General features: G+C 63.6%; 25 protein-coding genes. 17 read left to right on the top strand and 8 right to left on the bottom strand.

Annotated elements, in window-relative coordinates; all coding sequences use genetic code 11:
- Nucleotides 1–6: 6 nt before the first annotated feature.
- The 7 genes from hpaH (at nt 7) to CH262_RS24250 (ending at nt 7,073) form a co-directional block, all read left to right on the top strand.
- A complete protein-coding gene (hpaH, locus tag CH262_RS24220; protein ID WP_048319581.1) occupies nt 7–792 on the top strand; it encodes a 2-oxo-hept-4-ene-1,7-dioate hydratase in 786 nt (261 codons plus the stop codon).
- Nucleotides 777–1,580 carry an HpcH/HpaI aldolase family protein gene (locus CH262_RS24225; RefSeq protein WP_094718600.1) on the top strand — a complete coding sequence of 268 codons (804 nt, stop codon included), beginning with the start codon at nt 777–779 and terminating at the stop codon, nt 1,578–1,580. The genes hpaH and CH262_RS24225 overlap by 16 nt, the downstream gene beginning before the upstream one ends.
- Before the next feature lie 35 nt (nt 1,581–1,615).
- Entirely contained in the window at nt 1,616–3,022 is a 1,407-nt protein-coding gene (locus CH262_RS24230) for an aldehyde dehydrogenase family protein (protein ID WP_094718601.1), read from the top strand.
- A 59-nt stretch (nt 3,023–3,081) separates the two neighbouring features.
- A complete protein-coding gene (locus CH262_RS24235; protein ID WP_032393384.1) occupies nt 3,082–3,618 on the top strand; it encodes a MarR family winged helix-turn-helix transcriptional regulator in 537 nt (178 codons plus the stop codon).
- Nucleotides 3,619–3,923: 305 nt separating this feature from the next.
- Complete coding sequence (locus tag CH262_RS24240; RefSeq protein WP_094693313.1) at nt 3,924–4,763, top strand: MoaF C-terminal domain-containing protein; 840 nt, start codon at nt 3,924–3,926, stop codon at nt 4,761–4,763.
- A gap of 75 nt (nt 4,764–4,838) precedes the next feature.
- Complete coding sequence (locus tag CH262_RS24245; protein WP_032385586.1) at nt 4,839–6,290, top strand: APC family permease; 1,452 nt, start codon at nt 4,839–4,841, stop codon at nt 6,288–6,290.
- 201 nt (nt 6,291–6,491) lie between these two features.
- Nucleotides 6,492–7,073 carry a TetR/AcrR family transcriptional regulator gene (locus tag CH262_RS24250; RefSeq protein WP_094718602.1) on the top strand — a complete coding sequence of 194 codons (582 nt, stop codon included), beginning with the start codon at nt 6,492–6,494 and terminating at the stop codon, nt 7,071–7,073.
- Between the two features lie 19 nt (nt 7,074–7,092).
- Here the strand turns inward: CH262_RS24250 and CH262_RS24255 are convergent, their stop codons facing one another.
- Nucleotides 7,093–7,659: a TetR/AcrR family transcriptional regulator gene (locus CH262_RS24255; protein ID WP_048319571.1), complete on the bottom strand. Its 567-nt coding sequence runs from the start codon at nt 7,657–7,659 to the stop codon at nt 7,093–7,095.
- 79 nt (nt 7,660–7,738) lie between these two features.
- On the opposite strand from CH262_RS24255, the gene CH262_RS24260 reads away from it, so the two are divergent.
- From CH262_RS24260 to CH262_RS24280, 5 genes are all read left to right on the top strand, one after another.
- Nucleotides 7,739–8,533 carry an SDR family NAD(P)-dependent oxidoreductase gene (locus CH262_RS24260; RefSeq protein ID WP_094718603.1) on the top strand — a complete coding sequence of 265 codons (795 nt, stop codon included), beginning with the start codon at nt 7,739–7,741 and terminating at the stop codon, nt 8,531–8,533.
- A gap of 45 nt (nt 8,534–8,578) precedes the next feature.
- Nucleotides 8,579–9,529, top strand: a complete 951-nt coding sequence (locus CH262_RS24265) for an alpha/beta hydrolase (protein WP_094718604.1) — start codon at nt 8,579–8,581, stop codon at nt 9,527–9,529.
- Between the two features lie 42 nt (nt 9,530–9,571).
- The gene (locus CH262_RS24270; protein WP_032401212.1) at nt 9,572–10,105 is read left to right on the top strand and encodes a DUF6924 domain-containing protein; all 534 of its coding nucleotides are present in this window, start codon (nt 9,572–9,574) and stop codon (nt 10,103–10,105) included.
- 49 nt (nt 10,106–10,154) lie between these two features.
- A complete protein-coding gene (locus CH262_RS24275; protein ID WP_094718605.1) occupies nt 10,155–11,213 on the top strand; it encodes a GGDEF domain-containing protein in 1,059 nt (352 codons plus the stop codon).
- Nucleotides 11,214–11,275: 62 nt separating this feature from the next.
- The gene (locus CH262_RS24280; RefSeq protein WP_094718606.1) at nt 11,276–12,763 is read left to right on the top strand and encodes an FAD-dependent oxidoreductase; all 1,488 of its coding nucleotides are present in this window, start codon (nt 11,276–11,278) and stop codon (nt 12,761–12,763) included.
- 30 nt (nt 12,764–12,793) lie between these two features.
- Here the strand turns inward: CH262_RS24280 and CH262_RS24285 are convergent, their stop codons facing one another.
- Nucleotides 12,794–13,201, bottom strand: a complete 408-nt coding sequence (locus tag CH262_RS24285; RefSeq protein WP_032364793.1) for a DoxX family protein — start codon at nt 13,199–13,201, stop codon at nt 12,794–12,796.
- A 140-nt stretch (nt 13,202–13,341) separates the two neighbouring features.
- Here CH262_RS24285 and CH262_RS24290 point away from each other — a divergent pair, with 140 nt between their 5' ends.
- The gene (locus CH262_RS24290) at nt 13,342–14,628 is read left to right on the top strand and encodes a competence/damage-inducible protein A (protein WP_094718607.1); all 1,287 of its coding nucleotides are present in this window, start codon (nt 13,342–13,344) and stop codon (nt 14,626–14,628) included.
- Between the two features lie 9 nt (nt 14,629–14,637).
- Here the strand turns inward: CH262_RS24290 and CH262_RS24295 are convergent, their stop codons facing one another.
- The 3 genes from CH262_RS24295 to CH262_RS24305 form a co-directional block, all read right to left on the bottom strand.
- Nucleotides 14,638–15,393 (bottom strand): alpha/beta fold hydrolase, encoded by a 756-nt coding sequence (locus CH262_RS24295; RefSeq protein WP_094718608.1) that lies wholly within the window; start codon nt 15,391–15,393, stop codon nt 14,638–14,640.
- Between the two features lie 79 nt (nt 15,394–15,472).
- A complete protein-coding gene (locus CH262_RS24300) occupies nt 15,473–16,267 on the bottom strand; it encodes an SDR family NAD(P)-dependent oxidoreductase (RefSeq protein WP_032383918.1) in 795 nt (264 codons plus the stop codon).
- Nucleotides 16,268–16,323: 56 nt separating this feature from the next.
- Nucleotides 16,324–16,998 carry a TetR/AcrR family transcriptional regulator gene (locus CH262_RS24305; protein ID WP_218829326.1) on the bottom strand — a complete coding sequence of 225 codons (675 nt, stop codon included), beginning with the start codon at nt 16,996–16,998 and terminating at the stop codon, nt 16,324–16,326.
- Between the two features lie 157 nt (nt 16,999–17,155).
- Here CH262_RS24305 and CH262_RS24310 point away from each other — a divergent pair, with 157 nt between their 5' ends.
- On the top strand, nt 17,156–17,596 hold the full coding sequence (locus CH262_RS24310; RefSeq protein ID WP_176457000.1) for a DUF3237 family protein: 441 nt from the start codon (nt 17,156–17,158) through the stop codon (nt 17,594–17,596).
- Between the two features lie 33 nt (nt 17,597–17,629).
- Nucleotides 17,630–19,075, top strand: coding sequence for an amidase (locus tag CH262_RS24315; RefSeq protein WP_032385594.1), 1,446 nt, complete (start codon nt 17,630–17,632; stop codon nt 19,073–19,075).
- 21 nt (nt 19,076–19,096) lie between these two features.
- On the opposite strand, the gene CH262_RS24320 is transcribed toward CH262_RS24315, so the two are convergent.
- Nucleotides 19,097–19,792 (bottom strand): SDR family NAD(P)-dependent oxidoreductase, encoded by a 696-nt coding sequence (locus tag CH262_RS24320; protein WP_032385595.1) that lies wholly within the window; start codon nt 19,790–19,792, stop codon nt 19,097–19,099.
- 101 nt (nt 19,793–19,893) lie between these two features.
- On the opposite strand from CH262_RS24320, the gene CH262_RS24325 reads away from it, so the two are divergent.
- Nucleotides 19,894–20,769, top strand: a complete 876-nt coding sequence (locus tag CH262_RS24325) for a helix-turn-helix transcriptional regulator (protein WP_094718610.1) — start codon at nt 19,894–19,896, stop codon at nt 20,767–20,769.
- A gap of 31 nt (nt 20,770–20,800) precedes the next feature.
- Here CH262_RS24325 and CH262_RS24330 read toward each other — a convergent pair whose 3' ends face one another.
- Nucleotides 20,801–22,126: an alpha/beta hydrolase gene (locus CH262_RS24330; RefSeq protein ID WP_094718611.1), complete on the bottom strand. Its 1,326-nt coding sequence runs from the start codon at nt 22,124–22,126 to the stop codon at nt 20,801–20,803.
- Between the two features lie 60 nt (nt 22,127–22,186).
- Entirely contained in the window at nt 22,187–22,675 is a 489-nt protein-coding gene (locus tag CH262_RS24335; protein WP_094718612.1) for a nucleoside deaminase, read from the bottom strand.
- A 167-nt stretch (nt 22,676–22,842) separates the two neighbouring features.
- On the opposite strand from CH262_RS24335, the gene CH262_RS24340 reads away from it, so the two are divergent.
- Nucleotides 22,843–23,442, top strand: a complete 600-nt coding sequence (locus CH262_RS24340; RefSeq protein WP_032393238.1) for a sulfite oxidase-like oxidoreductase — start codon at nt 22,843–22,845, stop codon at nt 23,440–23,442.
- Nucleotide 23,443 lies beyond the last annotated feature (1 nt).

A 23,443-nucleotide genomic window follows, 5' to 3' on the forward strand; every position in this document is an offset into this window, starting at 1 on the left:
GAATTCATGCTCCCCCCGAACACCATCACGGCCATAGCCGACCAACTCGAAGAAGCCGAACGGACGCGGACGATGATTCCGCGGCTCACTGCTCGCTATCCCGACATGACCTTCGAGGATTCGTACGCGGTGCAGAACGAGTGGCGTCGACGGAAGGTCGAGTCCGGTCGACGCCTGGTCGGCCGCAAGATCGGCTTGACGAGCAAGGTGATGCAGGTCGCGACCGGCATCACCGAGCCCGATTACGGCGCGATCTTCGACGATCAGGTTTTCGACAACGGCTCGGTGATCGAACACGGACGCTTCTCCAATGTGCGCATCGAGGTCGAACTCGCCTTCGTTCTCGGGAGCCCGCTCGCCGGTCCGACAGCGACGATCTTCGATGTCCTGAAGGCAACCGAGTTCGTCGTGCCGGCTCTCGAGATTCTCAGTTCGCGGATCGAGATGCAGGGCCGCACCATCGTCGACACCATCAGCGACAACGCCGCACTCGGCGCGATGGTCTACGGCGGCAACCCCACCGACCCATCGACTGTGGACATGCGGTGGATATCGGCGCTGCTCTATCGCAACGAGACGATCGAAGAGTCCGGCGTCGCCGCCGCGGTGCTCAATCATCCGGCGACGGGCGTGGCGTGGTTGGCCAACAAGCTCTCTCAGCACGGCGACCGGCTCGAGGCCGGTGAAATCGTGTTGGCCGGATCGTTCACCCGCCCGATGTGGGTGCACCAGGGCGACAGCGTGCTCGCCGACTACGGCCCGATGGGAACGATCTCATGCCGCTTCGTCTGAACAAGACCTTCCGGGAGGCGTTGGCGGAGGCGGACCGGCCGCTGTACGGCGGCTGGATCACCACCGGGTCACCAGTGGCCGCCGAGATCATGGCCGGCTCGGGACTGGACTGGGTGCTGATCGACATGGAGCACGCACCCAACGGGCTCGAATCGGTTCTCGCACAGCTGTATGCGGCCTCGGCTTACCCTGTGACGCCGGTGGTGCGAGTACCCGTCGGCGACGCGGTGATCATCAAGCAAGTCTTGGATCTGGGCGCTCAGAACATTTTGGTCCCGATGATCTCGACGGCCGATCAAGCGCGCGAGGTGGCCGCCGCGGCACAGTACCCACCGGTGGGGCGGCGCGGCGTCGGTAGCGCGCTGGCACGATCGGCCCGCTGGAACCGGGTCGAGGACTATCTGGCGGACGGAGCCGATCACGTGTCCGTCTTCGTCCAGATCGAGACGGCCGAAGGGGTATCCAACGCAGCGGCTATCGCGGGAACGCCGGGGATCGACGGCGTCTTCCTCGGACCCAGCGATCTGTCCGCCTCGATGGGACTACTCGGACAGCAGAACCACCCCGACGTCGTGGCCGCAGTGAACGATGCGTTCACTGCGATCGCATCCACCGGAAAGCCGTTCGGAGTCAATGCTTTCGATCCCGGCCGTGCCGATTCCTACGCCGAGGACGGCGCACGGTTCCTGCTCGTCGGTGCCGACGCTGCAATCTTGGCGCGGGGTTCCGAGGCCCTCGCCCAGCGCTACATCGATCCATCGGCGCACAGCGCGCGCGCCAGCTACTGATCCTCCAACCCAGTTCGCCGTCGAAAGGACAGACAGTGACCATCACATTCGATTCGCTTCTCAGCGAGATCACCGATCCGAACGGACGCGAGATCCTCGACCCGGCAACCGGGGACGTCGTCGGGAAAGCACCGGTCGAGGGTGTCGACGTGCTCGACGCCGCGATCGCCCGCGCCACAGCAGCACAGCCTGCGTGGGCGGCGCTTACCGACGAGGACCGCACGGCGCGCCTGCTCCAGGCAGCCGATGCCATCGATGCAGCCACCGAGCCTCTCGCAGAATTACTTTCACGTGAACAGGGCAAGCCACTGAACGGACCCAATGCGCGGTTCGAGGTCGGTGCCTGTGCCAACTGGCTGCGTGCCACCGCGGCAACCGAACTCCCCGGCCGCACCCTCCTCGACGGCGACGACGGCAACGCCGAGATGTACTACCGTCCGCTCGGAGTCGTCGGGGCAATCGGACCGTGGAACTGGCCCATGATGATCACCGTCTGGCAGATCGCTCCCGCATTGCGGATGGGTAACACCACCGTCGTCAAACCGTCGGAATACACGCCGTTGAGTGTGCTGGCGCTCGCCACGGTCATCAACTCGGCGCTACCCGAGGATGTGCTGACCGTTGTCGCCGGCGAGGGAGACCTGGGCGCACGCCTGTCGTCGCACCCCGACATCGACAAGCTGATGTTCACCGGGTCCACCCGCACCGGCCAAGCGATCATCAAGAGCTCCGCCGATACGGTGAAGCGGCTCACCCTCGAACTCGGTGGCAACGACGCCGGCATCGTGTTGCCGGATGTCGATCCCAAAGCCATTGCGCAGGATCTGTTCTGGGGTGCCTTCATCAACACTGGACAAACCTGTGCCGCACTCAAGCGCCTGTACGTGCACACCGACGTCTACGACGCGGTCTGCACCGAACTCGCGGCAGTCGCGGAGGCGATGCCGATGGGCCGCGGTCTGGATGAGGACAACGTGTTGGGCCCGTTGCAGAACAAGGCGCAGTACGACATCGTCGCGAATCTTGTCGAGCGCGCCCGCGAATCCGGTGCCACCATGCTGGTCGGCGGAAACCCGGACGCCGACGCCCCCGGGCACTTCTACCCCACGACTCTGGTGTCGAACATCGACAACGACAACGCTCTGGTGACCGAGGAGCAGTTCGGCCCGGCCCTACCCATCGTTCGATACGAAACAGTCGACGAGGCAATCGAACTCGCCAACGGCCTCGATGTCGGACTCGGAGCTTCGGTGTGGAGTTCCGACCGCGATGCTGCCCGAAAGATAGCCGCTCGGATTCAAGCCGGCACGGTATGGATCAACAGCCACGGTGGCGTACACCCGATGGTTCCGTTCGGCGGCATCAAGATGTCCGGCTACGGCCTCGAATTCGGCGTCGACGGACTCAAATCGGTCTCGGCACCACAGGTCATCAACGGCTGATCGAACCGCATCGGCGTGCTCGGCCGGGCACGCCGATGCCGGTCCGATACCGTGGGACGGTGACCGCCGACTCCATCGACCCCACTCAGCTCGACTTCATGTCGTTCGTCGAGTTCGCCGTCGAGAAGGCGTCCACGGAACTCGAACAGGTCGATCCGGTTGCCATGCGGTTGGTGCTCGAGCTGCATCGAGTCACCGGTGCCGTGGTCTACGACCTGGAATCGAGTGTTCATCGCCCCAGTGGCTGGACATGGTCGGGTTTCCGAGTGTTGTTCGTTCTGTGGCTCGTCGGGCCGAGCGAATCGAAGCGCATCGCAGAGCTGGCAGGCATCAGCCGCTCTGCCACGTCCGCTCTGGTCAAGACCTTGATCAAGGACGGTCTGGTGGAATCGGAACGGTCCATCACCGACGGCCGAGCCCTGACCGTCTCGCTGACAGAATCCGGGCATTCCGCCATCACGGACACTTTTGCGGCTCACAATCGTCGTGAACAACTCTGGGCCGATGCTCTGACAGGCGAAGAACGCCAGATTCTCACCGGCCTTCTGCAAAAGCTGGCCACCGCGATCGACCAGGACGGCATCAAGCGGCGCTGACCGCTCGCCTACGGAGCAAGTGTTCCGCATCTACCCTCGCCGCACGCTCAGCATCACGAAAACCGTTCCGACGCAGGGCGTAACAGCCACCTCGCGGATTCGATTCGGCGCGCAGTTCCGACAGATATGTCCGATTGCTGTTTCCAGCGTGTTTCACGCGTAAACAAATCGATCAAACCCTTGATTATTTGCCCGCGATCCGTCATAGTTGTGCCACGGGTCACAATCGACCATCTGTTCAGTTTGCGCGGTGATCACCCGCCGGTCACCGAACACGACGCGCCGTCACCTTCGAGAGGTATGAAATGAAGACTGCAACAACACCGTTCAGCTGGAGCAAAGAAGACTGGGCTCCGCTCACCGAAATGGCCGACGGCTTCGACGAGTACCTGCCCGACCTCAGCCGGGCACTCGATGGCGAGGAGATCGTGCTGGACGCCCGGTACCTCGACGGCGGTAGCGACTTCACTCTGTCCCAGAAATTCTCCAGTTCGGCAGTCGAGTGGGCCGTGTTCGAGAACGGCACCGAGACCGCGCGCGGAACCGACAGCTACGAGCTGTTCGAGATGCAGCCCGGACTGTTCTACATCCACTACCTGCGGGCCGGGGAGGATCACCCCGTAGCCTTCAGCGCCGCGATCGACACCGCCAGCGGACAGGTCACCGGAGCGATCGGCGAACTCGGACTCGACCCCCGACCTGAAGCCGCGCGCCAGCAGTGGTTCCAGGGCCAGATCGCTGGATCCGGTGCCACGCCCGAGGACGCGCACACTGTCACCGACGAGCTGATCGGACGCCGCGTCCGGTACGCATACAGCGGTGAGGACGTCTACGACCACGTCTACCTGAACGAGAACATCTTCACGTGGCTGTGTGTCGGCGGTACCGAGCTCGGAGTCGGTGACACCGAACGCTGCACCTACTTCAAGCTGCGCGACAACACGTACCTCTTCTCTTGGCTGGAGAAGAACCTGGGCGTCGAAGGCATGGTTCTCATCGACCTGGCAGCCCACCGCACGGTCGGCATCCAGTTCGCCCTCGATCAGTACAGCGGAGAACTGGTGAATCTCACGATGGGCTCCTACGCCCAGGAATTCGAGCGCACGCCGTCGATCGACGCTGCGCGTCCGGGCCCCTCGGCCTGATCGCTCGTTTTCTTACGCATTCGGCCGAACACCACCTATTCGATCCTGCTCCACCTGCCACCCCGGAGATGCCCGATGTCCACCACACCACCCTTTTCGTCGAACGCAGCACCCCAGTCAGGTTCCTCCGAACGATCCGGATTGCGTCCGGGCACGTTGGGCGTCGGGGCCATCATCTTCTTCGTCGTTGCCGCCGTGGCACCCATGGCCGCAGTCATCGGTGCCTCACCGGTCGTGTTCTCGGCCAACGGCGCAACGGCACCACTGGTCTATCTACTTGCCGCTGCACTGTTCGTGATCTTCTCCTCCGGGTACGTCGCCATGAGTCGGCACATACGTAACGCCGGTGGGTTCGTGGCCTACATCGCGCAGGGACTCGGTGCGCGGGTCGCCACCGCAGGCGCAGGACTGGCAATCCTGTTCTACGGCAGCCTGCAAGCGGCACTGTGGTCACAGTTCTCGGTATTCGCGAACGCCTTGATCGCCGACCATCTCGGCATCGACATTCCCCCGTTGCTCATCGTGCTCGTCGTCCTCGCGGTGGTGACCACTCTGACCGTCGTCGGGGTGGACCTCAGTCTCAAGGTCCTCGGAGTTCTGGTCGCCCTCGAGATCGCTGCACTCGTCGTGCTCGACGTTGCCATCATCCTCGGTGGCGGCGGACCGTCCGGTAACTCTCTGGCCGCGTTCGATCCATCCGACCTGGTCGGCCCGGGTCTCGGCGTAGCGTTCCTGTTCGCCTTCGCTTGCTTCACCGGATTCGAAGCAACAGTGGTGTTCTCGGAAGAGGCCAAGAACCCACGTCGCACCATTCCCCGCGCCGTCTACGGATCCATCGCCTTCATCGGCCTGTTCTACGCCCTGACCGTGTGGGCAATCGGCAATTCGGTCGGATCGGATTCGGTTCAGGCTGCGGCCACCGATGACCCCGCCGGATTCGTGTTCGCCGTGGCGGAAAACGAGGTCGGGTCCTGGCTGGCGACGTCCCTCGAGGTTCTCGTCGTCACGAGTTTCGTCGCCATGCTCATCGGCTTCCAGAACATGTTCGCTCGCTATCTCTACGCACTGAGCAGAGCCGGCGTTCTGCCCGCTCGACTCGGTACCGTCACGGCCAAGTCGGGCACACCCGCAACCGCCGCTCTCTGCGTAGGTGTACTCATCGCTGTCGTCGTCGCCGGTTTCGGACTCGCCGGCGCAGATCCCATCACCGTCACCTTCAGCTGGCTTCTCTCGCTGGGCACCGTGGCGCTGATCGTGATCCTGATCCTCACATCCGTGTCCATCATCGCGTTCTTCGCACGGAACACGTTGGAGACCAACCCGTGGACGACGAAGATCGCGCCTGCGCTCTCGATCGCCGGATTCGGATCCGTGGCCTACATTGCGGTCACCAACTACGACGTCCTGCTCGGTGGCCAGGGCGGAGTTGCTCAGTGGCTGCTCCTTTTGATTCCCGCGGTGTCGGTCGCCGGGTTCGCTTGGGCCACAATGCGTCCCGCCATCAACTACGAGGCCGAATTGGTCTGAATTCCATCGATCCGGACGCCACCGCTTCGCCTCGCGGATCAGTCGGCGTTCGCCGCATTCGAGGGTATGACACCGCACAGCGTGCCCGAGGCCGCACCAGCGATTCTCTCCGAATCACCGTTGCTTCGACCACATCTCGGATCGCAAGCTGGGTACGGTGAGTAGCGCATCTTCGAGCCGACAGAAAGGGGCACACCGCACATGGCCGTCGAGCAGAGAGTTCACGAGTCCCGGTACGGTACCGGCCGCGACGCCCTGCTGGACGCGACCGTTCGAGCGGTCGCCGAAGACGGGCTTCGTCGCCTCACCTACAGGCGGGTTGCCTCGGAGGCCGGTGTCGGTCACACACTGGTGGCACACCACTTCGGATCGATCGACACTCTCGTCGAGGAGGCGCTGCACCGCTCCTACGTTCGCAGTGTCGCTACCATCACCACCCGGCCCGGTAGCGGCGATCTGAACGCGCTGTTCGCAGGGCTGTCCACATTTGCGGACGACGATGCGATCGATCAGACGTTTCAATTCGAGTTGATGCTCGAGTCACGCCGTCGTCCGAAGCTGAGGCCCCACATCCGGCGCGTACGTGACGCGTACGTCGATGCCATCGGCGCGGAACTGACGCTGGCAGGAATCGACCCCGATCCAGCTCTGAGCCACCTCGTCTACTCGGCTGCAGAGGGCCTGATACTCGAGCAGATCACCGGTGACGACCGACAGGCGACGGACAGCGCGTTGATCCACCTTCGTCGATTACTCGTACCCCGCCGGGCCCGCGAGCGGTAGCCGGACCGAATGTGTCGCCCTATTCGGCCGCGGAGGCATGCGTAGCCGGAGGTATGGTCGCGACCAATCGATCGATCACCGAACGGACGACCTCTGGAGCCGGGGCGTGCGTCAGCAATCCCTCCACGACGAACGTCCCGATGCGCAGCATCGCATCGGCTTCGGACCCGGACAGTCCAGCCTTCTCGATATCGGAAGCGAACAACGATTCCGCGAAGTGGTGAAAACCGTTGTGCCAGTGTTCGATTGCTGCCGACTTGGCAACTCGGTCGTGCACCGTCGATACCAGAGGGCCCACCCTCTGCAGTTGCTCCACGAGCCAGACCAAACGGTCGGCCAGGGATCGATCCGCGACGGTCGCATAATCTGCCGCGTCCTCGGCCGCGATAGCGGTCAGCACTGCGACCAGGATGTCGTCCTTGTCGTCGAAGTACCAGTACACGGTGTTCGGGGTGATCCCGACAGCTTTCGCCAGACGGCTGATCGATGCGCGCTCGAAACCGTCGGATACGAACATCTCGCGGGCAGCGGCGACGATGTCGTCGCGCTTGCTCTCTCTGTCGTGCAGTCCGCGATTCTTGGGCATGTCCCGAAGTTTATCTTGAATGCCATTCAAGACACTGCTACCGTTCTTGATGACCGTTCAAGAGATGGAGACGTAGCAGATGTCGAACACCGGACGCACAGCCCTGATCACCGGCGCATCCGCAGGCATCGGCGCGGCCTTCGCCCGTCACCTCGCCGCCGAGGGACACAACCTCGTTCTGGTAGCCCGTCGCGAGGATCGGTTGACTGCACTGGCAGACGAGCTCACCACGCGCCACAGCGTGCGGTGCGACGTGGTGGCAGCCGACCTGGCCGATCGCGACGCTCCCCGCGCGATCATGGAGCGCACGCGAGCCCTGGGTGTCGACATCGACATACTCGTCAACAATGCCGGAATGTCCGGGAATTCGAAGTTCGCCGACGCTCCCTTCGAGTCGCTGGCCGCGGAGATCCAGGTGATGATCACGGCGGTGACCGAACTTGCTCACCTCACTGTTCCTGGCATGAAAGAGCGAGGATACGGGCGCATCGTCAACCTCTCGTCGCTGGCGGCCCTACTTCCCCCCGCAGCCAGTCTGCTGTACACCGGCATCAAGTCCTACGTACTCGACATGTCGCAGTCACTCGACATGGAGCTGCGTCCCCACGGCATTCACGTCACCGCGCTCTGCCCGGGCTTCACGCACAGCGAGTTCCACGACGTCATGGGGACCAGGGAGGCGGCCACGTCCAAGCTCCCCTCGATCCTGTGGCAGAACCCCGAGGACGTCGTTCGCGAGGGATGGCGCGCGGTCGAGAACGTCACTCCGGTGTGCGTGCCCGGGTTGGTCAACAAAGCGACTGCTGTTGCAGCCAAACCGATTCCGACAAGTATCGGGTATTACCTCGGCAGGACACTCAATCCCTTCAAGTAACGAGTTTCGATCCATACAGTCTTTGCTGAACAGAGGAACAATCGCATGATCACCGACGACCACACCGGTTTCACTCGTACCGAGACGTCATTCCACTCGAACGGAGTTCGTTGCGCTGCTACGGTTTTCCGGCCGAGCAGCCCGGCCTCCGACCGTCTGCCGGTGATTGTCATGGCCCACGGGTTCGGCAGTCCCCGAGCCATGCGCCTGTACGCCTACGCGGAGCGTTTCGTCGCGGCCGGTTACGTGGTGTGCGTCTTCGACTACCGGTTCTTCGGGGACAGCGAGGGCGAACCGCGCCAGTTGTTGGACGTGAACGAACAGCTCATCGACTGGCGAAACGCCGTCGACTTCGCTCGCTCATTGGACGGAGTCGACAACAATCGGGTCGTCGGCTGGGGGACGTCGTTCGCCGGTGGCCACGTACTGACGTTGGCGGGCAACGGGGTTCGATTCGCAGCCGTCATCGCCCAGGTACCCCACATCGACGGCATTGCTGCCGTTCGCGCAACCGGATTGCGACAGGCTGTGCGGCTGGCACCGGCCGCCATGTCCGACGCTGTGCGCGCTGTCCTCGGCCGATCGCCGCGCTACGTCGACAGCGTCGGACTACCCGGCCAACGAGCCGTGATGGTCTCGCCCGACGCGATGAAGGGGCGTGACCGTCTCGTCCTCGAGTCCGGATTGTCCGACGGCGACTACCCCGAAACCGTCGCTGCACGAATCCTTCTGAAGATCTGGCGCTACTCCCCCGGGAGAACGATGGCACGTATCGACTGCCCCACTTTGGTGCAGATTGCGTCCGAAGACACAGTGACCCCGGCGTCCGTCGCACAACGCGCCGCGGCGAAAGTTCGCGGTGCGACGGTTCGAACCTACGTAGGCGGTCATTTCGACCCGTACGTGGAGCCGCTGTTCTCCTCGGTGATCGGAGATCAGCTGGCCTTCCTCGCCGAGACTGTGCCCGTGCAGCTCCGGGCTGTCCCCTCCGCCTGACCGCACGTTCGGTGCACCCCACAGTTCTCGGATTGGATCACCATGCCCGACGGCGCGAGCAGCTCCGAACTCTGGCTGTTGCGAACATATTTCGGTGAGGACGACGACGCAATCTGGACGTCCTTGACGGAGTCGGCGCGCAGCACACGATCTGCCGTCCCGGGTGCCGAGCTGGTCGTGTCGTCGGACCGAACACAGTGCCAGCAGCGTATTCGACGGGTCGTCGCACGACTGGCGACGCGCGCCGAGGCGAACGACGGACTGTATGTCGCGCTTGCCGACAAGCAAACGTTCGCGCGCCCGGATCGAACGCTGCTCACCATCGACTGTTCGGCGGTTCCGCGCAACGCCGAACGCATACCCTCGACTCGAATGACTCCGGACAGTGCCTTCCGGTTGGGCATCGACGGGCATGCACCGAAGATCGAACCGGCCCGGTTGTCGAAACCGAAACAGGCGACTACGTTTCACCACTCCGAGCCACTCGCCGCCGACCTCGCCGACCGTGTCGGCGAGGCAGTCCGAGCCAGTCTGCGCTGGCGATCGGACATGACACGAGACGGTTTCGGTGGGTAGACATCGGGACTCACCGGCAAGACGTGCGCCCACCGAGCGACCGGCCGGCATGCGGGCAAACGACGAGACACCCGACCCGCTGCTGCGGACGGGGGTTGTCGTTCAGACTCTGCTGTTCGGGATGCTCGGCATCGGCACCACGTTCACGCAAGACGGCCCCACCGAAGGACTCGGCACCGTACTGACCTACGCCGTGTGCATCAGCACGATTCCCGTCGCCCGGATCATGAGCAAAGCCGAATTCGGGATGGACTGGTGGTCTCGCCGCGCACCCGTCAACAACTGGTTCGTCGTGTATTGCGAACTCGGTGTCACCGTGGTGACGGCAACCTACGCTGATCCCCTTGCAGCGCTTCAGGGTGCGATGCTTCTCGCACTGGTCGGTGCGTACGCCGCGCACTTCGCTCGACCGAAAGTGATCTGGTTCCACGTCGGGTGGAGCACGGTGTACGTGCTCGTACTCGGAGCATCAGCATTGGCGACAACCCCTACCGACACCGTATCGGTCGTCCTACGAGTCGTGGTGGCCATCACGGTGATCAACGGCGCTGTCACGCTGCTGTCGGCGTTCTCACGAGCAGTACTGCACTCCTCTCGGGTTCATCTGTCCGACGCGATGACCGACCCACTGACCGGAGTGCTCAACCGGCGAGGCCTGGAAGCCAGAGCAGTCGGTGTCGGCAACGACCCCGTTCGCCCGGCCTTGTTGCTGATCGATATCGACCACTTCAAAGCCGTCAACGACCACCACGGCCACTCCGCGGGCGATGTCGCGTTGAGGCTGACGGCAATGCGATTGACCATGAGCGCCGGCCGACACGCGACGGTCTCACGACTGGGCGGCGACGAATTCGTCGTCCTCGTCCCGGATCCGACACCGACGCTCGGCGAATTCGCCGAGCGCCTTCGACAGGCCGTCCATAACGTCGCGGACGACATCCCGATCACCGTCAGCGTCGGTGCCGCACTGCCACAGGTGGATCCACGCTCCACCCGCACCGTGTTCGACCGAACACTCGCCGCCGCCGACGAGGCTTTGTATCGCGCGAAACGCAACGGCCGCAATTGCGTCGCTCTTGCGCGTCCGCCCGGCGATATCGTTCACTGACGACGGCGTACGGCGATCTGGTTTTCCGGGTTTCGTGACGACGAAGGCGGGAACTCGGTTGTATGCCGCCCAACTCGCTCTGGCTCGACCGACCCGACCGCTTGCCCTACCGCGCGATCGATTTCACCCAGAAGTACGACACCGTGGTCATCGGGGCCGGACTCACAGGTTTGGTCACCGCCCTGCTGTTCGCACGAGCCGGAGAACGCGTCGCGGTGCTCGAAGCCCGCACGATCGGTGCCGTCGCGACGGGAAACACGACAGCCAAGATCAGTGTTCTGCAGGGCACGAAGTTGTCGTCGATAGCGTCGAAACATTCGCAACAGCAGGTGCGACGTTACCTGCAGGGCAACACTGCTGGGCAGCAATGGCTGCTCGAATACTGCGCGGAGCGGGGTATAGCGGTCCAACGCGAGACGGCGTACACGTACGCCACGACCAGTTCCGGTCTCACCGCCGTTCGCGATGAATTGCGCGTCGCTCTCGGTGCCGGACTGAACGCCTCCTACGGCACCGACACCGAACTTCCCTTCGATGTCGCCGGTGCCGTGTCTGTTCCGGACCAAGCTCAATTCGATCCGATGGACGCCCTCATTGCCTTGGCCGAGGACGCCTCGAGCGCGGGTGCGGACATCACCGAAGGCACCCGAGCACTCGGTGTGAGACGAAGGCTTCGTCACGTCGACGTCAAGACGGATCAGGGTCCACTCCGCGGGTCGCGGGTCGTCTTGGCCACTGGCACACCCATTCTCGATCGTGGTGCATTCTTCGCTCGAATGGAACCGATGCGGTCGTATGCCGCCGCGTACGAGATCGACGGCGACGTTCCACGCGGAATGTACCTCTCGGCCGACTCCCCCAGCCGATCGATCCGGTACGCGCCCACCCCGGCCGGCGATCTACTCCTCATCGGTGGAAACGATCACGTCGTCGGGCGCGAGTCTTCTCCGCAGGCCCAGGTGAACGACCTCGACGAGTGGACCGCAGAGAATTTCCCCGGAGCCCGACGACGATACAGATGGTCTGCGCAGGACTACGGGTCGATCGACGCGCTGCCGTACGCCGGACCACTGCTGCCCGGCGACGATCGCATCTGGGTCGCCACGGGTTACGACAAATGGGGAATGACCAATGCTGCGGCCTCCGCGCTCGTTCTCGCACAACGGGCGTTCGGCGGTCGAACCTACTGGGCCGGCGCGTACGACAGCTGGAATCTGCGCCAACTCACCGGCATCGTCGACGCGATCCGTATCAATGCCAACGTGGGACTGAACATGACGAAAGGATGGGCGAAACCGATCACCGGGGGCACGAAAACCCCACTGGTCGAGGGTCAGGGCCACGTCGAGCCCGGCATCGCACCGAAGGCTGTCTGCACCGTCGGCGGCGTCACCCACCGCGTGTCTGCGGTGTGCCCACACCTCGGCGGCATCGTGGCGTGGAACGATGCCGAGAAGTCCTGGGACTGCCCGCTGCACGGTTCGCGTTTCGCTGCCGACGGCTCCGTGTTGGAGGGTCCCGTCACGTCGGGTCTGAATCCGTTGTCCTGACCCTTACATGTGTCGACAGGCGGCGTCTCACTACCGCACTATCGGCATGACCTGACGCACCTTCGGATCCCGTAGGTACAGCGCACCCCATGCAAGAATCCCGACGTAGACCGCGAACAGGACCGTGCTGAAGAGCGGCTTGTCTACCCGCCAGTTGGTGAGAACGGCACCACCGAGATAGCCGGTCAGGAGAACGGCACCCAGAAATGCGGTGCGCGGCACCACGTACAGCACCAAGCACACCAGTAGCACGACGCCGATGACGGGCGTCATCTCGTCGCGCAGCCCCAATTCCACCGTCGCGTCTTTCACCTGCTGCACATTCAGCAGTTTGCCGACGATATCGAAGATCAGAAACAGCGCCAGCAGGCCGGTGAGGACCCAGCCGACGCGCGCAGCGGTACGTGACGTGGTTGCAGGAGTGGTCGTCGTGGTCATGATGTTCTCCGATGTTCGAGATGCACGATGTCGCCGGTATCGACTGCCGTCGGTACGGAAACTCACCGCGGCCCCGGATTCGGTGTCGATCGAACCACCGTCGCGAGTCCACTCGAACCCGGTGACAGTAAAGTCGAAGAATGTCAGTGCGAGCAGGTGTTGTGGTCACGGGAACCGAGGTTCTTTCGGGTCGGGTGTCCGACAGGAACGGCCCATGGGTCGCCCAGCGACTGTTGGAACTGGGCGTCGACGTCGCCCACATCACTGTGTGCGGGGACAGGCCCGATGATCTCACCGCACAACTTCGCTTCCTCGCCGATCAGCGTATGGACCTCATCGTCACCACTGGCGGGTTGGGGCCGACCGCCGACGATCTCACGGTCGCGACCGTTGCCGCGTTGTACGGTCGAGAACTCCAGCTCGACGTCGAACTGGAGCAGCGCATCCAGCAGATCGTGCAGCGTTGGCGGAGTCGCCTGAGTTCCTCGCCCGATTCGGAGCCCCTTCTCGCGGGCATCCGCAAACAAGCCATGGTTCCGGAAGGCGCGCAGTCCATTTCGCCGACCGGCACTGCTCCCGGCGTCGCGATACCAGCGAGTGACTCCGGGATGCTGCCTGCGGTTCTGATTCTGCCGGGCCCACCGCGCGAACTACAGGCCATGTGGCCCGAAGCTGTGCAGACAGCGCCGGTCTCGCGAGTGTTGGCCAGGAGTGCCGCGGTTCGCCAGGACACCATCCGCGCGTACGGTCTGTCGGAGGCCGACCTCGCGGCGACCTTACGAACAGCGGAGCGCGAGGTAGCGGGATTCGGCGACCTCGAGATCACCACCTGCCTGCGTCTCGGTGAACTCGAAATGGTGACGCGCTATCCAGAATCAGCGGCGGCCGCATACGCCGACGTCGCAGCACTCATCGAAAAACACTATGCAGCACAGGTCTTTTCGACCGACGGATCCACGATCGACGACATCGTGGCGAGTCGCTTGACGGGCCGTCGCATCGCAACGGCAGAATCGTGCACGGGCGGCATGATCGCCGCGCGTCTCACCGACCGTGCCGGGTCGTCGGCATATGTGATCGGCGCGGTGGTGTCGTATGCAAACGAAGCGAAGACCGAACTTCTCGGTGTTCCAGCCGAGGTCATCGACCAGCACGGAGCCGTGAGCGAACCGGTGGCTGCACTGATGGCGGAGGGCGCGCTGAACCGGGTGGGTGTCGACATCGCTGTCTCGACCAGTGGCATCGCAGGCCCCGGCGGTGGCACCGAACTCAAGCCCGTCGGCACCGTGTGCTTCGCGATTGCCGTCCGCGATCAGCCGACCGTCACCCGGACACTTCGACTGCCCGGTGACAGGGCAAGTGTGCGTTCGCTTTCCACCACCGCAGCGATGCACATGCTCGCCGACGCCCTGGAGCCGACGGTCTGATTCTTGTGGTCAACGACCGACGATGGACTCTTCGATCGTCTTCGCCACCAGTGCCGCATCGTCGATCATCGGCACATGGCCGACGTTTGCCAGCGTGACGAAATGCGCCCCGGGTAGCCGCTGACGGGCCGGAGGGACGAAATGTTCGGGCGGGAAGATGTGGTCTCCACTCGACCACGCCACAGTGACGGGGCATGGCATTTCGGTGAACGGTGCCACGCTCTCGCGGGTGTTCAACAGGTCGTGAGCCGCATCGCATCCGACGAGGTCTTCGAATGATGCGGCAGCCTGCTGGTGCGTCATCTGTTTGCCGCGCAACGCAATATCACGCATGGCGAGCTGGCGAACGAACCCGAACCGCATCAGCGGCGGCATCAGTGAGCTGGTGGCGTCGGCCAGCTTCTTGGTCCGGATCAACGTCGCCCGACTCTTACCGGGATCGGCGTCAAACTCCCAGAAACCGGCGGGCGAGAGCGCGCACACCGAACGGGCCCGGCCTCTGCGAGCGAGCTCGATACCCATCCACCCTCCCATCGAATTGCCCGCGATGTGCACGGTGTCGAGACCACGATCATCGAGCAGCTGTTCTGTCACATCGGTCAGAGCACCGATGCTCGCGTGATCGAGACGACGTCCACCGCGATGACCCGCTGCAGTGGGGACGAGGAGGTCGTAGTTCTTCTCCAGAAGCGGTGCGACGGTGTCCCACGCTCGAGCCGACATCGTCACTCCGTGCAGCAACAGAAGTGGGGGTTTGATGCTCATCGATTTCTCTCGTTTCGTCGAGGGTGCCAGCTCCGCGTCGCCGTCGAGTATCCGCTACTCGACGTTGGGGTTCGAGTAGTCACGCGTGCGTGCCGCGGCCTCGCTCTTCGGCGATGGAGTTACCGCCGTCGACAACGAGGACCTGGCCGGTAATGTACGACGCCGATGCGGATGCGAGGAATGCGACGAGTGCCGCGACTTCGTCGGGCCTTCCGGAACGCCCCAGCGGGCTGGCCGCTCCCATTGCGTTTTCGTGTTCGGTTGCCGATCCCGTCGCGATCCAGCCTGGCGCAACGATATTGGCAGTGATTCCGCGATGCGCGTTGTCGATCGCTATCGACCGCGTCAAACCCACCAATGCCGCCTTGGCAGCGTGGTACGAGGCATCTCCTCCGTAGGCCATCACCGAGCCGGATACCGACCCTACGTTGACGATTCGGCCGAACCGCTGCTCCGCCATGGGCTCGAGCGCGGCGCGGGTGACGAAAAAGTTCGTGTCGAGGTTGCGTGAAATTGCCGCGTGCCACTGATCGTCCGAGGTGAGCTCGGCCGGGGTCTGTTCTTCGCTGCCCGTTGTTGCTGTCATGCCCGCGTTGTTCACCAATACATCTACCCGGCCGAACTGTTCGACTGCGTCGTTCACCAGTCGCTTCGCGGTCGACGAGTCGGTGAGATCGCCGACGAAGCCGATCACCTGCGCACCGGTAGCAGTCAACTCCGCGACACGGAGCTCGATCCGCGACGACGTCGCAGCGATGACGAGCGAGTGTGTTGCCGCCAATGCTCGTGCGCAGGCGAACCCGATACCGTCGGGGCCGCCTGCACCCGTCACCACCGCTACGGGCCTATCGATCTGGGCCGCAGTCGAAACCATGAGTCGAGCACCTCCACAATCGAACGAGCGAACGATGAAACCCCGGGGGGAAAAACCTACTCTCGGTCCCTCGAAGCAAGAGCCTCGAGCGCGTCGAGGTACATCTCGATCTGCTTGGCGAACACCTCTTCGTAATTCATCCGTGCCAGTTCGGCTTTGGCTTGCTCCGCATACGGGAACTTCTCGGGATGCTTCGGGGCATAGACCTGGACCCACCCTTCCTCCACTTCGCGCGGGTCCGACGCACTGAGCCGAGCGCCCTCGGCACTGACCGAACCGAGAACCAGATTCGCGAAGACCTGATACTGGATCACCGCGGCACGGCCTCGCAAACCGGCCATGTGCATCGCCCGAAGAACCCATTCCACGGCCCTGAGTTCGTTCGGTCCGTTGGTTATCAGGAAGAACGTGGCAGCGGCCGCTGCCGGGTGCGCCGTCGTCGTTCGCCACGCACGCCACGCGAGATCTTCGAGATCCGCGCGCCAGTCGTCGGTCGGCTCGTAGCCGTCCAGAGACAGCTCGTCGAGATGATCGGCCACTGCGGTGAGCAGGTCGTGGCGACTTGCGAAGTGTCGGTACACCGCCGTCGGGGACGCCTTCAACTCGTCACCCAGTCGCGAGAATTTCAACGACGGCTCGCCCTCGGTATCGAGAATTTGCATTGCCGCGGCGATGATTTCCTCCTGCGACAGCGATCCCCTCTTGCGACGCTTGCGTACGTCCGAACTCATCGGCACATCCCTTCGCGTCCGACGCATCGAGCGCGTTTGGACGTGTTTCCGTCTCGCTCTAACGCGATTTTCCTTAGTGAATGCTATTGACTATTACCTTGACTATGACCATAGTCACTGCAACACCAAAAAGATACGACCCGAGACAGGACGAGCCATGGACGCCCCCACGGCACCCGAGCTGCGATTCACATTCCGCATCGTCGCCGACACCGGCCCCTACCTACCCCTCGAACAACGAGCCACCGAGCTGCTCGAGTTCATTCCCATCACCGGCGGAACCATCGAAGGCGATGTTTCCGGAACCATCATTCCCGGCGGTGGTGACTGGTGCCTGACTCGCGCGGACGACGCCTACCGGGTCGAAGCGCGATACCTGATTCGTACCGATCAGGACGACATCGTCGACGTGGTCAACCTCGGGATAGTCCGTCACCTCCCCGGTGAGTCCGGCGAAGAGATGGGCTACTTCCAGTCCACTCCCCGATTTCGGACGACGTCACCACGACTTCAGTGGCTCACGCGTTCGGTGTTCGTGGGCCGCGCGACATCCCACGCAACCGGCACCACGATCGACGTCTTCGAAGTTCTGGCCTGATCACTCCCCGTCCCACTCCACAGGAGGCACAGCATGACTCAGGCACACCCCGTTCTCTGGACGCTCGATGCCCGCGAGATCGCCCGACTCGTTCGTACTCGCGCAGTGACCGCACGCGAGGTGATCGACGCGCACCTGGACCGCATCGCCGAAGTCAACGGTCACCTCGGCGCTCTCACCGTCGTATTCCACGACCGCGCACGCGAACTCGCGGACACCATCGATCGCCGAATCGCCGACGGTGAGGATGTGGGTGAGCTCGCCGGGGTACCGATCTCCGTGAAGGAGAACATCGACCTGACGTGGTCTGCGTCGACGCAAGGCTGGACCTTCCTCGCGGATGCGATCCCGTCGTCGGATTCGACGATGGTCCGACGGCTGATGGACGCAGGCGCGATCCCGATCGGCCGGGGAAACATGCCCGACACCGGATTGCGTTGGGACACCGACAACGAACTCTTCGGGCGGACCTACAACCCTTGGGATCGTGACCGAGTCGCCGGCGGCTCCAGTGGTGGAGACAGCGTCGCCGTGGCCACCGGCATGTCCGTCATCGGACTCGGCAACGACTACGGCGGATCTCTACGATTACCGGCCTACGCTGCCGGCATCTGCGCACTGCGACCGTCGGCGGGCCGAGTGCCGGCACCCTCACCCGTCGAGGCCTGGCCACTGACGGAACAGTTCTTCGCAGTGAACGGACCGATCGCTCGCCGGGTCGACGACCTGGACACCGCCTTCTCACTGATGCACGGGTCGGACGGCCTGGATCCGATGGCGTCCTCGATTCCTCACCCGACCACCTACGACGGCGTACGACGCGTCGCCGTCACGCGCGATCCCGCCGGCTGGGGTGTGGATCCACAAGTGGCCGAGGCAATCTCGGTAGCTGCCGATGCTCTGACCGCTGCGGGGTGGGAGGTCGTCGAGGCCGAGGCACCCATGATCGAGGAAGCTGCTGTGCTGTGGCGTCGACTCTCGGTCACCGAGTTCGTCGGCAATTTCCAGCCCGACAGCGGTGCCGAGCCCCTCGGCGCGGGCGCAACGCAGTATTTCCTCGACAACTCCTCGGAGACCGAGGTCTACGAGTCGATCGCCGAGTACAAGGCTGCGTGGGGTCAGCGTGTGCTGATTTCGGCAGCGTGGGAGAGGTTCCACGCCCAGTACCCGATCGTGTTGGGCCCGGTCTCGGCGCGGCGGATGACTGCCATCGGCTACGACTTGTCCGGTCCCGAAGCGACCACGCAACTGTGGCGTGATCACCGGTTACTGGTGACGGTCAACCTCCTCGGCCTGCCCTCGGTCGCCGTGCCCACCGGGCTCGACTCGGACGGCATCCCGTCCGGCGTTCAGCTGATCGCTCCACGCAACGGCGACCACATCGCACTCGCGGCGGCCCGAGCCGTCGAGCAGAGCGTCGGAACGTTCACTCCGCTGAAGAAGCCGGCGGGGATGGACCTGCAGAGCGTGATCGGCTGACTCCGACTGCCACGGAACAGGTCACCAGCTGACGGTTCCGTGGCGGTCGATGAACCGCCCGGATCCGTGGCCGGGCCCTTCGGTGGCGAGCTGCACGATGGCGTCGGTCCCCTCGGTGACGGTTTGCGGCCCGCTGTTCCCGTTGAATTCGGTTGCGGTGTAGCCCGGATCGGCGGCATTGATGCGAATGTCGCTCAGGCCCTTGGCATACTGCGTCGTCAACATCGTGACAGCAGACTTCGACGCGGTGTAGGCCGGAGCAATCACGCTGGATTCGACGCGAGACGAATCGTGTGTCGCCGCGAACGAACCCATTCCACTGCTGACGTTGACGATGACGGGATCGGTGGAGCGGCGCAGTAGTGGAAGGAATGCTGTTGTGGTGCGGACGATTCCGAGAACGTTGACGTCGAGTACCGACTGCACATCCTCGGCGGTCAACTCTTCGATCGCGCTGTGCGGTCCGGGAATGCCCGCGTTGTTGATCAGTACATCGACAACCCCCTCCTGCCGTTCCACGTCCGCCGCTGCCGATGCGACGGATTCGGCATCGGTGACGTCGATCCGAACGAACCGAGCACCCAACGCTGCTGCGGCATTCCTACCCCGCTCGGCGTCACGTGCTCCGAGGATCACGGTGTGGCCCTGATCGATCAGTCGGCGCGCGGTTTCGTAACCGAGGCCCTTGTTTGCTCCGGTGATGAATGTGATGGTCATGCCCCCAGTGTTCAGGTCGACCGGCGCGTGTTCCAGGCACGCCTGGACGGTAGGACAATCGGTACCACCCTCACACCCGCCCGAAGAGTGACAATGGAGTCGTGACCTCGACAACGGACGGACTCGGCGCGACGATCAGATCGTGGCGTGATCGACTCTCACCCGATGCTGTCGGACTGACGACCGGACGATCTCGACGGGCCACGGGGCTCCGACGCGAGGACCTCGCCGATCTTGCGGGCATTTCCGTGGACTACGTCGTGCGGCTCGAACAGGGACGAGCGACGACACCGTCGGTGCAGGTGGTGTCGTCCTTGGCGCGGGCTCTCCAGCTGACTCTTCCCGAGCGAGACCATTTATACCGCTTGGCCGGCCACATTCCGCCGGCCGACGGGACTATCTCCGACCACATTCCGCCCGGTGTGCGGCGGGTTGTCGGCCGACTCGACGAGGGTGCGGTTGCCGTCTTCGCCGCCGATTGGCAACTGCTCTGGTGGAACCGGAGTTGGGCCGCGCTGGTTGGTGATCCGTCGTCCGTCTCACCCTCGAAGCGAAACTTCGCTCGTGACTGTTTCCCCGTCGGCACGGACACACCCGGAATGTCCGCATGGCCGGTGGCGTCGTCCGCCGGCGACGGGTCGGTCCGCGCGGCAGTCGTATCGGACCTTCGGCGGGCCACCGGACGATTTCCCCACGACTCGAGACTGAGGGGCCTGATCGAAGAATTACGGACCGGCAGTGCAGAATTCGATTCTCTGTGGTCGGTCGGTGCTGTCGGTTCACATCGCGAGGATCACAAAGTGGTCCACCATCCGACGGTCGGACCGATCACCGTCGACTGCGACGTACTCACCGACGGAGACGCGGAGCTGAAAATCGTCGTCATGACAGCCGCCCCCGGATCGGAAGACGAAACGAAACTCCGGTTGGCCGCCGTTTCCGGTTCGGTCGGCCGGATACGGGTGCCAGTGCAGTAGCGGCCAGGCGAGTGCGTCAGCGACTGCTCTGCTATCCGACGATGCCGCGGAGAAACTCGATCCTGAGCCGGTTGTACTCGTCGGTCCACTGCGAGCCCGTGGTCATGAATGCATGCTCGAGGGTCCCCTCGTTCTTGCTGTACAGATTCAAGCGATTGGCGACGCCCATTCTGTCCAGCTTCGCGCTCAGTTCGGCCGCCTGATCGGGGAAGGTGCCGGTGTTGCCGTCGGTGATGAAGCTCGGCGGGAAGTCGAAAGTGGCGTTCTTCGTGACGTTTGCGCGCGCAAGCCAATCGGAATCGGTGGTGTCGAGGTAGCTGCGTGCACCGATGTCGTACAGAAAGCCGTTCGACGGACTCGGAGATTGCGGTGAGCCGGCCCTCCCCACATCGAGGACCGCACTGTCGAACACCAAGGCCTTCAGAGCGCTTCGATCCATCGTGGGTTCGATGCCCAGCGCACGTGCGTAGTCGGGGTTGGTCCGAACATTGGCGTAGCTACCCACGATCTGACCACCCGCGCTGCTTCCGGCGAGCACGACGCGGCTCATGTCCAAGCCGTATCGGTCGGCGTTCGTTTCCAAGAATTGCAGAGCCTCACCCAGCTGGATCGTCTGCGTGGGAAAACGGTATTCCGGTGCGAACGCATAATTCACCGACACCAGGTTGAAGCCGGCGTCGAGTACGGGGCCTGCCCCCGACGCGAAGTACGGGTTGTCCGTTCCGAGTTCGGAATCACCGTCGGCCTTGTCCCCCGCTATCCATCCCCCGCCGTGCACCATGACGTACGTGGGACGGCTGACCGACGGATCGTTGTCGGCGATGTAGATGTCGAGAAACGAATTGGGAAGCGTCGAGCCGTATTCGATGTCACTGGTGCGACCTGCCCCGTTCACTACCGTCATCGCTGTCGGCGCGGCAGAAACGAAGGAATTACTCTGCCCCAACGACTGCAGCGCTCGAACCAGCGGCGCCGGACTGGCGGCCGTAGTGATCGTCACTGCGGAAACCACCAACGCAATCGAGGCAGCGAGGCCGGCCGGTACGCCGAGAGCCGCCCGGCGAGTGCCATCCGAGGAGCCCGCCCAGGCCGATCCGAGCAGAAAGAACCCGAGCGCAGTCCCCGCGGTTGCGCTCACGACCCACAGCGCGTGAAAGGGCGTCACCAACCAGGCGACCTGAGCGACCACGGTCACTGCACCGAGCGAAGTTCCTACGGCTACATGCTTTCTGGCATCGGACGCGACGAGACAGGTGGCCACGACGGCCACGACGATGACCCACAATCCCACCGCGAACTGCTGACGGATCAGAAGACACTGGAGCCACGCGAGTGCAACACCGATACCACCGGTCATCACGAGGGCCGTTGTCGACGTTCTCGTTCGGCGGCCTTCCAAAATTTCGCTCACCCTCAGCTACGCCGTGGACGTGTGACGTTGCCTGTGCAGGTCACGGACAGCGTCGCTGAACTCGGCGACCGGCCCGTCGACCGCTGCTCCCGGCACGACCTGTGTGATGGTGAGCGGCGTGATCGCGAGCGGCGCAGCACCGAATTCTTCCAGCCACGTGAGCAATTGGGCTGTCGAGGTGGCGTAGACGATACGTCCGAGCCCGACAATTCCGTGGCTCGCCGCGCACATCGCACAGTGCTCACCGGAGGTGTACACCGTCGACGATCGTCGCTCACTGGGGTTCAGATTGGTCGCCGCCCACCGCGACAGTGCGATCTCGGGGTGCTGGGTGGGATCGTGTCGATCGCCGACGCGATTGCGATCTTCCGCAAACACTTCACCGCTGCCCGACACCAGCACCGAACCGAACGGATCGTTGCCCGTACTCACTGCGGCCGCCGCCAGATCCACAGCACGCGCCAGAAATGCACGGTCGTCGGCGGAAATACTCATGCCGCACCACATGGTGCGTCGACGATAGAAGTGTCCACACCTCGACCGTACCGGTACGAAGCACAGCGAACTCCGCATCGATCCCACGCGCTCCCGCCGAAACGCAGGTAGCCGACACCGTCACCCGACTTGTCAGACTCCCGACAACGAGCGCACAATTCTTCACCATGGCACTGATCTCGAAGGGCTTCGTGGGCCGACGGCGCGGCGACGACGGGCGCACTCCCCCCGGTCAGTATCTGACCAAGGATTTTCCCGTCCTCGCGATCGGGCCTGCGCCCGTGGTCGCGACCGACACGTGGTCGTTCTCGGTCACCACCGAACGGGGCGACACTCGCAGTTGGACCTGGGACGAATTCGCGGCACTTCCACACGAGACTCCGACCGTCGACATTCACTGCGTCACCAAGTGGTCGAAGCTCGACACCACGTGGAAGGGCGTGAGCCTGGACGTTCTGCTGGACGGTCTCGACACCGATGCCAGGTACGTCGTGGTGCACGGCTTCGACGGTTACACCACCAATCTCCCCCTCGAGGATCTCAGGGACGGGAAGGCCTGGTTGGTCACCGAATTCGACGGCGCTCCCTTGGCTCGCGAACACGGCGGTCCGGCAAGGCTTCTCGTTCCTCATCTGTACTTCTGGAAATCGGCGAAGTGGATCTCACGCATCGAGCTCACCCTGGAGAACGAACAAGGTTTCTGGGAGCGCGGTGGGTACCACGACTACGGAGACCCGTGGCGCGAGCAGCGCTACCAGGGCGACTGAC

The sequence above is a fragment of the Rhodococcus sp. 05-2255-1e genome (assembly GCF_002259025.1).
Taxonomy (GTDB): Bacteria; Actinomycetota; Actinomycetes; order Mycobacteriales; family Mycobacteriaceae; genus Rhodococcoides; species Rhodococcoides fascians.

Bases quoted from the DNA above. Each gene is read 5' to 3' on its own strand.
- CH262_RS24285 (WP_032364793.1), bottom strand. From the start codon at position 13,201: ATGACCACGACGACCACTCCTGCAACCACGTCACGTACCGCTGCGCGC.
- CH262_RS24305 (WP_218829326.1), bottom strand. From the start codon at position 16,998: ATGAGTTCGGACGTACGCAAGCGTCGCAAGAGGGGATCGCTGTCGCAG.
- CH262_RS24315 (WP_032385594.1), top strand. From the start codon at position 17,630: ATGACTCAGGCACACCCCGTTCTCTGGACGCTCGATGCCCGCGAGATC.
- CH262_RS24250 (WP_094718602.1), top strand. From the start codon at position 6,492: ATGGCCGTCGAGCAGAGAGTTCACGAGTCCCGGTACGGTACCGGCCGC.
- CH262_RS24225 (WP_094718600.1), top strand. From the start codon at position 777: ATGCCGCTTCGTCTGAACAAGACCTTCCGGGAGGCGTTGGCGGAGGCG.
- CH262_RS24330 (WP_094718611.1), bottom strand. From the start codon at position 22,126: ATGACCGGTGGTATCGGTGTTGCACTCGCGTGGCTCCAGTGTCTTCTG.
- CH262_RS24240 (WP_094693313.1), top strand. From the start codon at position 3,924: ATGAAGACTGCAACAACACCGTTCAGCTGGAGCAAAGAAGACTGGGCT.
- CH262_RS24255 (WP_048319571.1), bottom strand. From the start codon at position 7,659: ATGCCCAAGAATCGCGGACTGCACGACAGAGAGAGCAAGCGCGACGAC.
- CH262_RS24295 (WP_094718608.1), bottom strand. From the start codon at position 15,393: ATGAGCATCAAACCCCCACTTCTGTTGCTGCACGGAGTGACGATGTCG.
- CH262_RS24260 (WP_094718603.1), top strand. From the start codon at position 7,739: ATGTCGAACACCGGACGCACAGCCCTGATCACCGGCGCATCCGCAGGC.
- hpaH (WP_048319581.1), top strand. From the start codon at position 7: ATGCTCCCCCCGAACACCATCACGGCCATAGCCGACCAACTCGAAGAA.
- CH262_RS24275 (WP_094718605.1), top strand. From the start codon at position 10,155: ATGCGGGCAAACGACGAGACACCCGACCCGCTGCTGCGGACGGGGGTT.
- CH262_RS24320 (WP_032385595.1), bottom strand. From the start codon at position 19,792: ATGACCATCACATTCATCACCGGAGCAAACAAGGGCCTCGGTTACGAA.
- CH262_RS24245 (WP_032385586.1), top strand. From the start codon at position 4,839: ATGTCCACCACACCACCCTTTTCGTCGAACGCAGCACCCCAGTCAGGT.
- CH262_RS24280 (WP_094718606.1), top strand. From the start codon at position 11,276: ATGCCGCCCAACTCGCTCTGGCTCGACCGACCCGACCGCTTGCCCTAC.
- CH262_RS24300 (WP_032383918.1), bottom strand. From the start codon at position 16,267: ATGGTTTCGACTGCGGCCCAGATCGATAGGCCCGTAGCGGTGGTGACG.
- CH262_RS24290 (WP_094718607.1), top strand. From the start codon at position 13,342: ATGTCAGTGCGAGCAGGTGTTGTGGTCACGGGAACCGAGGTTCTTTCG.
- CH262_RS24340 (WP_032393238.1), top strand. From the start codon at position 22,843: ATGGCACTGATCTCGAAGGGCTTCGTGGGCCGACGGCGCGGCGACGAC.
- CH262_RS24335 (WP_094718612.1), bottom strand. From the start codon at position 22,675: ATGAGTATTTCCGCCGACGACCGTGCATTTCTGGCGCGTGCTGTGGAT.
- CH262_RS24310 (WP_176457000.1), top strand. From the start codon at position 17,156: ATGGACGCCCCCACGGCACCCGAGCTGCGATTCACATTCCGCATCGTC.
- CH262_RS24270 (WP_032401212.1), top strand. From the start codon at position 9,572: ATGCCCGACGGCGCGAGCAGCTCCGAACTCTGGCTGTTGCGAACATAT.
- CH262_RS24265 (WP_094718604.1), top strand. From the start codon at position 8,579: ATGATCACCGACGACCACACCGGTTTCACTCGTACCGAGACGTCATTC.